Source organism: Cellulomonas bogoriensis 69B4 = DSM 16987, assembly GCF_000767165.1.
GTDB classification, from domain to species: Bacteria; Actinomycetota; Actinomycetes; order Actinomycetales; family Cellulomonadaceae; genus Actinotalea; species Actinotalea bogoriensis.
In genome coordinates this window covers 1-1,283 of the sequence record NZ_AXCZ01000331.1, presented here as the reverse complement: position 1 = coordinate 1,283, position 1,283 = coordinate 1, and the positions used below count along the sequence as shown (strand labels likewise).

Below are 1,283 nucleotides of genomic sequence, written 5' to 3'. Positions count from 1 at the left end.
GCAGCAGCGGGTCGCGATCGCCCGTGCCCTGGCCATGGACCCGGAGATCCTGCTGCTGGACGAGGTGACGTCGGCCCTGGACCCTGAGCTTGTGGGGGAGGTGCTGACGGTGCTGCGCGACGTCGCCAAGAACACCGACATCACCATGCTGATCGTCACCCACGAGATGCAGTTCGCCCAGGACGTGTCGAACCGCATCCTGATGTTCGACCACGGTCGGATCATCGAGGAGGCCGCTCCCGACGTCATGTTCACCGCACCCCAGCACGAGCGCACGCAGGCTTTCCTCCAGGCGGTCCTCTGAGCAGGCGCACGAAGGCCGTCGTACGGAGGTCGTCGCACGAAGGCCGTCGTACTGAGGCCGTCGCACGGAGGCTGTCGCACTGGATCAGAACGGTGGCGGGGCGGGCCCCGGGGCTGGGCCCGGGGGAGCGCCCAGGGCCGGTTCTGGAGGTCGGGCGTAGCGGTGGCCGGTGGGTGCGGTCCACGTGGTCGTGCCGTCCGGTTCCCGCGCCACGTCCCACCCGCCGTGGGTCTTGAGGCGGTGGTGGTGACGGCACAGGGCCTGCAGGTTGTCGGCCCGCGTCTGACGGTCGTTCGCGCCGGGCTGGCCGGCCGGCTGACCGGCTGACTGACCGGCTGACCGACCGGCCTGCTGGGGGTCGGGTCGGCCGGTGGGGTGACGGTAGGGCTCGACGTGGTCGATGTCGCACCGGTGGGCCGGGACCCGGCAACCGGGGAAGGTGCAGGTGACGTCCCGGTCGGCGACCAGGGCCACGAGCGCGGGCCCGGGTCGGTACGCCTTGGTGCCGCGCGCGACCACCGACCCACTCACGGGGTCGGTGAGGACCCCGCGCCACGCCCCGTCGGCGGCGAGCCGTCGGGCGACGTCCGCGGGCAGCGGGCCGTACCCGTCCAGCTGGGCGGGGTCTGCCGTCAGACCGAGGGCCGTGCCCGGCGTCATCGTGATCGAGATGTGCGGGTGCCGGTGCTGTCGCAGCCCGACGGGTGTCCCGTCCGGGCCGTGGCCGCGGTCCAGGACGGTCCGCATCACGTCGCTCAGGGCGTCGGCCCGGCGCTGGTCGGTGGTGCGGTCGTCCTCAGGTCCCTGCCGTCCGGCCAACCCGTCCAGGGCCGTCATCACGGTGGTGGCGTCCTCGGCGGGCAGGTAGGCGGTCAACCACGCCATCGCGTCGGGCGCGGGCGTCATCCGCACGCACCTGTCCGCGCGGGCGTGCTCCCGGCGGGCGCGCGCGGTGTCGTCGGCGAGGCCGGCCTCGGCG

General features: G+C 73.7%; 1 protein-coding gene and 1 pseudogene. One reads left to right on the top strand and one right to left on the bottom strand.

Features of this window, described 5'->3' with window-relative positions:
* Positions 1-304 (top strand): annotated as a pseudogene (locus N869_RS15145) (L-cystine ABC transporter ATP-binding protein YecC); the annotation flags it as partial.
* Between the two features lie 84 nt (positions 305-388).
* Here N869_RS15145 and N869_RS15140 read toward each other — a convergent pair.
* A partial coding sequence (locus N869_RS15140) for an HNH endonuclease signature motif containing protein (protein ID WP_052105646.1) occupies positions 389-1,283 on the bottom strand: 895 nt, incomplete at its 5' end.